The sequence below is a fragment of the Arenibacter lacus genome (assembly GCF_008711145.1).
GTDB classification, from domain to species: domain Bacteria; phylum Bacteroidota; class Bacteroidia; order Flavobacteriales; family Flavobacteriaceae; genus Arenibacter; species Arenibacter amylolyticus.
Window position 1 is genome coordinate 1 of the sequence record NZ_VVIN01000100.1, and the last position, 6106, is coordinate 6106.

A 6106-nucleotide genomic window follows, 5' to 3' on the forward strand; every position below is an offset into this window, starting at 1 on the left:
TCTCCAAATTTGTAAACCGAAAGTTCACGAATACCTGTGAAATAGAAATGCCATGAGCCAAATCACACAATTAGCTAACGACCCTATCCTAGTGAGTGTGATTTCTCAATCGTTGCGAAAAGCAACTCATTTCGAAATGACTGAAAACCCATTTTCAAATCAACACATCTCCAAATTTTCAAATTAACCCATTGCTACATTTTTACATTAGCGTATTTCCAAAATTAACGCATAGGCAATTTAAATGTGGCTTCGACTACGCTCAGCCACCTAATTATAGAAGCTCGAATCAACACCTCTCCAAATTTTCAAATTAACCCATTGCTACATTTTTACATTAACCCATTGCTACATTTTTACATTAACCCATTTCCAAATCCTACCGTTAAGGTGTTTTGCAACAGCCTTTCTTCTTATACTTTGCTAATAATTTCTTGATGTACCTTTTTCTACCGACCTTTGCAGATTGAAAAATTCATTGACTGTCCAAAGAGAACATCAAACTGGAGGGTTAAGAATTTATAGAATGGAATTCTTTTGAAAATGACCGGTATGGGGAAGGTGGCCTACAGAAAATGTCAACATTGTGGTACCGTTAATGTCAATAGTGATTATTGCGAAAATTGTGGGGAACTCATCAATGTTCAGCTACAAAGAGAAAAGGCTCGGGCGGCAAGCGATGATAAAAAACAGGCCGAAAAAGCAGCGGAAAAACCAAATGCGGTAACCCTGTTTTTTGAGAATGCCTTGGATCATTCCAACTTATTGATACGGATTCCCGCTCTTATCTTCTATTCCATTTGGGTAGTCATCATGTCCATTGGGGCCTTTATCGCTGTCCTAATTAGTTATATAGCTGCCTAAACTGCATATAATGAAATTACAGAATAACATAATAAGTGGCGGACTGTATTGGGTGCAGCGATGGTATTTTCCATTGTTCTGTGTTGTAGGGGCTGGTGTCTACGCCATCCAGAGGTGGGGAGATGGAGGTGTGCTTCCTCGCTGGGTAGCGCATTATTTAAACGACTTCCTGTGTATGCCCATTGTTCTCTTTATTGGTAGGTTTGTAGTGCGAATTCTTAAATCGGATAAGCAATTAAACCTGCCTGTAATCCCCATTCTTTCACTTACCTGCTTTTATGCCCTGTATTTTGAAGCATACCTCCCAGGGATTAACGCCCGTTATACGGCAGACCCTATAGATGTTCTTATGTATTTTATGGGTGCTGCCTTTTTCTATCTAATGGAAAATGTAATCAAGACTTCTAATGGCATCAAAGTAATGTACGATGAAGGCCGATAACACTAGGATGGTTGTAGGCTGTGTAAGCCGATTTAAATAATAGTGGGGTTCTACTTGCCTTTTGGGCGGAATCTGCTATTTTTAAAGGATGAACCAATTAAATGCATTTAAATGAGTCCTGCCAACTTTTCCTTAAAATGCCTTGGGGCGATGATAATAGTGCTTACAGTAGGCTGTGGAGAGCAAAAAAAGACCAAAGAGAGTATTGTGGAACCAGCTGAAGCGGTAGTGACCAAGGATACGGTTATTGATCTTATTGAATTGGAGCCAGTGAAGACCGAAAAACCTCCTCTAAAATCCTTGGAAGGCCTTGCAGATACCACTTTTATTAGGTTGGCCGACTATAGTCGTGATTTTGAGTACGATATGAGATATGCCACCGAGAACAACTTTTTAAAGGCTCAGGTGTACGACTGCGCCGAGTGTTATACTAGAGTGAAGACCGCTAGGGCGCTGTTAGAGGCTAATAAGGAATTTATGGAAAAGGGGTATAGAATAAAGTTTTTCGACTGCTACCGGCCTAATTCCGTGCAATATAAGATGTGGGCCATTGTTCCCAATCCGCAGTATGTAGCTAATCCAGATAAAGGCTCTATCCATAATAAGGGAGGGGCGGTAGATATCACCCTGGTTACCCTGGAAGGGGAGGAGTTGGATATGGGAACGGATTTCGATTTCTTTGGTAAAAGGGCCTACCATGATAATATGGACCTGCCTCAGCATATCTTGGATAACCGACGCCTGTTGAAGGAAACCATGGAAAAGCACGGATTCTGGTCCATTAGAACGGAATGGTGGCATTACAACCTATCTGCAGGGTCTAATGATAAAGTCGCTAATTTTAAGTGGGACTGTCCATAAAGGATGGTTTTGCCCTTCCTGGTCCAATTACACTTTGGAGCAGTGTACTACTATTTTCTTTCCCTCGCTATTGGTGGTGAAGAATAAATAGACCTCTCCACCATCCTTAATTTTAAACTTCTTCCGGAGCTCACTCACGGAAACGGGGAAATTCCTAGTTGTAATATTCGCCTTTTTAATCCCCAGGGCATTGAGTGCTTTCTTATTGTACGGGATGGTTGCTTCAATTTTGAAGTGCCTTCCCGGGAAGTCTATATGCTTATTATGGGTGTATAAATGGGAGTGTTGGTGCAATTTATTAACCCCAAAGGTTTCGGCTACTATATTAAAGCCTCCCGACTTAAGGATGGCCGAATTAGGCTCGTAGAGATAGTCTAAGGGCTCGGAATAAGTAGGGGTAGAGGTAGCGGCATCGTCCAGTGAAAAGTGAAAGGTTTCCTTGTTGTTGGAGGTGAGATTCACCGTCTTAATTTCTATCTCCCCTTGGTGCCCTTTTTCCAAAATCCACAACAATTCCTTCACTTCATTTTTCACCGCTACAATATGAATTTCCTTTACGGATTTTAGTTCCGATATGCCCGCAGTAATATCCAAAAGGGGAGCGGTTTTAATCATAATATTATTGGTGCTGGAAAAAAGAAGTGCTAAATTTTCGGGAATATTAGGTAGGCAATCTGCCAATAAAAACACCTTTCCTTTCGACTCATTTCGTCTCGAGGGATCCACATAAATCCAGTCGAAAAATGCCTCCGATTTCTTTAACATATCGAGTCCATCTCCCACATGAGTTTCGATGTTTTTTCGACCCAAAATCTTAAAATTATAGGCGGCAATTTCGGCTAGTTTTGGGTTGATTTCACAGTGTAAAATCTGGGTGTTTTTTAGACTGAAAAAATAGCTGTCTACCCCTAGTCCGCCAGTGAGGTCTAAGAGCGATTTTCCACTTGCAATTTCCGCCTTGTATTGGGCAGTATCTTCAGAAGAGGTTTGCTCTAAATTTAGTTTTTCGGGATAGTAGATTAAGGGGGTGTTAAACCAAGTAGGCAGTTTTTTGCGACATCGGTTCTTGGCTTCAATCTGCTGAACCAGCTCCTTGGAGCTAACTCCATCAAAATCGTGGTCTTTTAGTAAAACTGACATGGTGTCAGTATCTAAATTCGCATTTATAAAATATTGTACACCAGTATTTAATATGTCTTTATTCAAAGTAATGCTAAAGGTGATTAAGGGTTCGTTTTGTTTTTTGTGGCTCAACTAAGGGGATATAGCCTTAAATGAGTATGTTTTAGGGGTTAACCTTCTTTTAATCAGTGATTAAGGTGTCTTTATGTAAAGTTTTACTATAATCCTTTCGTAATTTGTCTCACTATCTTATTATCGGCCAAAAATTCCTTTAGAATAACCTTTATAGCGGTGTATCCAGGAACTGCAATGATCATTCCTGTAACTCCAAATAACAATCCAGCGATAATAATAACTAGGAAAATCTCTAGTGGGTGCGACTTCACACTGTTGGCAAAAATGATGGGTTGTGAAAAGAAATTATCCACTAATTGTCCTATCGTCAAACCTAGTAAAACATAACCAGTTTTAGGTAGTATTTCGTTAAAGAAATCGGCCTCCATATTACTGGTCATTGTGAGGGCTATCATAAGCACTCCTCCGATGATTGGACCAAGGTATGGAATGATGTTAAAAATGGCGCAGAAAAAAGCAATTACAATCGCGTTTTCTAATCCAATTAAAAGGAGTAAAATACTGTAAATGGAAAAGAGAATAAAGATCTGAAGCAGGAGTCCCACAAAATATCTCGACAGTAAATTTTTAATTTTCTCCATGGAGACGATCAATTTTCTTTCCTTGGTTTTTGGCACCAACATCAACAAACCATTTTGCAAAAGATTGCTGTCTTTAAGAAAAAAGAAAGAGATGAATAATACCGAAAAAAGGCCAATACTTAGATCGCTTAAAAGGGTCATAAAGGCATTGAGGAAGCTTGGTATTAATCCTGTTTTTAGCTCCTGTTTAATATTTCTACCAATATCGGATTTCTTAATTATTTCCTGCCGCTCTATTTCTTGTCCGCCTAAATAATGGATCACCTCGTTGTAAATAGAATTCAAGCTATTTAGCAGGGCGTCAAAATCCAACAAGGCTAAATTCTTTCCCTGCTGGGTAATCATCGGAACAAATAAGGCTACTACGGCCACAAAGATTCCAATTATGAAGAGTAAGGCCATTACCACAGCTAGAATGTTGGGAAATTTGAGCTTTCTCTTTAAAAAGAAGACAATGGGTCGCCCAATAAGGGAAACTACCGCTGCGATGAGGATATAGGCTATGACAGACTGAATTTTAATAAGAAAGTATCCTACGAGAACTATCCCGGCAATTACGGCAACAGCGCGTAGAATTCCATTAGCTATGGTTTTCGATTTCATAAATTAATTTTTAAAAACAAAAGATATAATGTTTGCTCCCATTTCCAGTGCTTTTTTCCTTACTTCTTGAGGGTTGTTATGCACTTCTTGGTCTTCCCATCCGTTTCCTAGATCGGTTTCATAGGTAAATAGGAGTACCAGCCTGCCTTCATGGAAGATGCCAAAGGCCTGTGGAGGTTTTCCATCGTGTTCGTGTATTTTTGGAAGACCTCTGGGAAAATGGAATTGTTGATTAAAGAGCGGGTGATCTGCGCCCACCTCTACCAGTTCCTTGTCGGGGAATACTTTGGGGAGGGCTTGCCTCAGATAGGGTTCCATCCCGTAGTTGTCATCAATATGGAGAAATCCGCCTCCTAATAGGTAATTACGAAGATTTTCTGCATCCTCATCCGAAAAGTATACATTCCCATGTCCGGTCATATACAGATATGGGTACTGGAAGATATTAGGGCTGCCCGTTTCCACGGTTGCGGGTTTGGGAGATATCTTGGTGTTGATGTTTCGGTTGCAGAAATCAATGAGGTTGGGAAGGGCTGTGGGATTGGCATACCAGTCCCCGCCACCGCCATATTTCAATACCGCTATCTCCTGGCTGTACGCCTTTGGGCCAACCACAAGGAGGAGCTGCAGAATAAAAACAAAAGCAAATAGGTGTTTCATGGTGCCCTTGGGGTTTGGTCTTCTCAAATTTAACAATATTAATCTAAAATTAACCCTCCTGTTTGTAAGCTGGGGGTTGACTGTAAAAAAGCTTTACCCTGTTGCTGTGTTACCCGGGAGTGATGGAAGCTGGCTACCTAGATATCAGTGCCTTCATAACCAGTCTTATAGATTAATCATAGCTACGGTAGTGCAAGCTACAACAGCTGCTGTTTCGGTACGCAACCTGGTGGTGCCTAATGCTATGGGATTAAAATTATGCTCAAGGGCAAAAGAGATTTCCGGTTCCGAAAAATCGCCTTCCGGACCTATCAAAATAGTGGTAGTGTCCTTGGGTGCCAGACTGTGGAAGAGTTCTTTTCTTGGCTGGTCTGCAACGCAATGGGCAATATAGCGATTGCCGTTATGGGGCTGTTTAATAAACTCTTTCAATGGCACGGCATCGTGTAAAATGGGTAAAAAGGTTTGTAGGGATTGCTTCATGGCCGACTGTAGTACCTTTTCCATGCGCTCCTTTTTTATAACCTTCCGTTCGGAACGATCACAGATAACGGGCGTAATTTCGTGCACGCCTATTTCCGTGGCTTTTTCCAGAAACCATTCAAAGCGATCGTTCAACTTGGTAGGTGCCACGGCCATGTGTACTCTATAGGGCTTTTTGGAAGCGAGTGTTTTGGATAGGACGCTGGCTTCACACTTTTTGTGATGGGGATTGCTAATCGCTGCTTCAAATAAAATTCCCTTTCCATTGGTGATGGATAGCTTATCACCTTGTTTTTTTCGCAACACCTTGGCGATATGCCTGCTTTCATCGGGTGGAAAGAAAAACTCCTGGGTA

General features: G+C 41.0%; 7 protein-coding genes. 3 read left to right on the forward strand and 4 right to left on the reverse strand.

Features of this window, described 5'->3' with window-relative positions; translation table 11 throughout:
* Nucleotides 1-537: 537 nt before the first annotated feature.
* From F1E73_RS16050 to F1E73_RS16060, 3 genes are all read left to right on the forward strand, one after another.
* On the forward strand, nt 538-864 hold the full coding sequence (locus F1E73_RS16050; protein WP_150452521.1) for a hypothetical protein: 327 nt from the start codon (nt 538-540) through the stop codon (nt 862-864).
* 10 nt (nt 865-874) lie between these two features.
* Nucleotides 875-1306, forward strand: coding sequence for a hypothetical protein (locus F1E73_RS16055; protein ID WP_150452522.1), 432 nt, complete (start codon nt 875-877; stop codon nt 1304-1306).
* Nucleotides 1307-1417: 111 nt separating this feature from the next.
* Entirely contained in the window at nt 1418-2167 is a 750-nt protein-coding gene (locus tag F1E73_RS16060) for a M15 family metallopeptidase (protein ID WP_223883483.1), read from the forward strand.
* Nucleotides 2168-2194: 27 nt separating this feature from the next.
* On the opposite strand, the gene F1E73_RS16065 is transcribed toward F1E73_RS16060, so the two are convergent.
* From F1E73_RS16065 to F1E73_RS16080, 4 genes are all read right to left on the reverse strand, one after another.
* Complete coding sequence (locus tag F1E73_RS16065; RefSeq protein ID WP_317132994.1) at nt 2195-3307, reverse strand: class I SAM-dependent methyltransferase; 1113 nt, start codon at nt 3305-3307, stop codon at nt 2195-2197.
* Nucleotides 3308-3507: 200 nt separating this feature from the next.
* A complete protein-coding gene (locus F1E73_RS16070) occupies nt 3508-4608 on the reverse strand; it encodes an AI-2E family transporter (RefSeq protein ID WP_150452523.1) in 1101 nt (366 codons plus the stop codon).
* Between the two features lie 3 nt (nt 4609-4611).
* Entirely contained in the window at nt 4612-5268 is a 657-nt protein-coding gene (locus F1E73_RS16075) for a DUF4159 domain-containing protein (protein WP_150452524.1), read from the reverse strand.
* A gap of 165 nt (nt 5269-5433) precedes the next feature.
* The coding region (locus F1E73_RS16080; protein WP_150452525.1) for a 16S rRNA (uracil(1498)-N(3))-methyltransferase at nt 5434-6106 on the reverse strand (673 nt) is incomplete at its 5' end.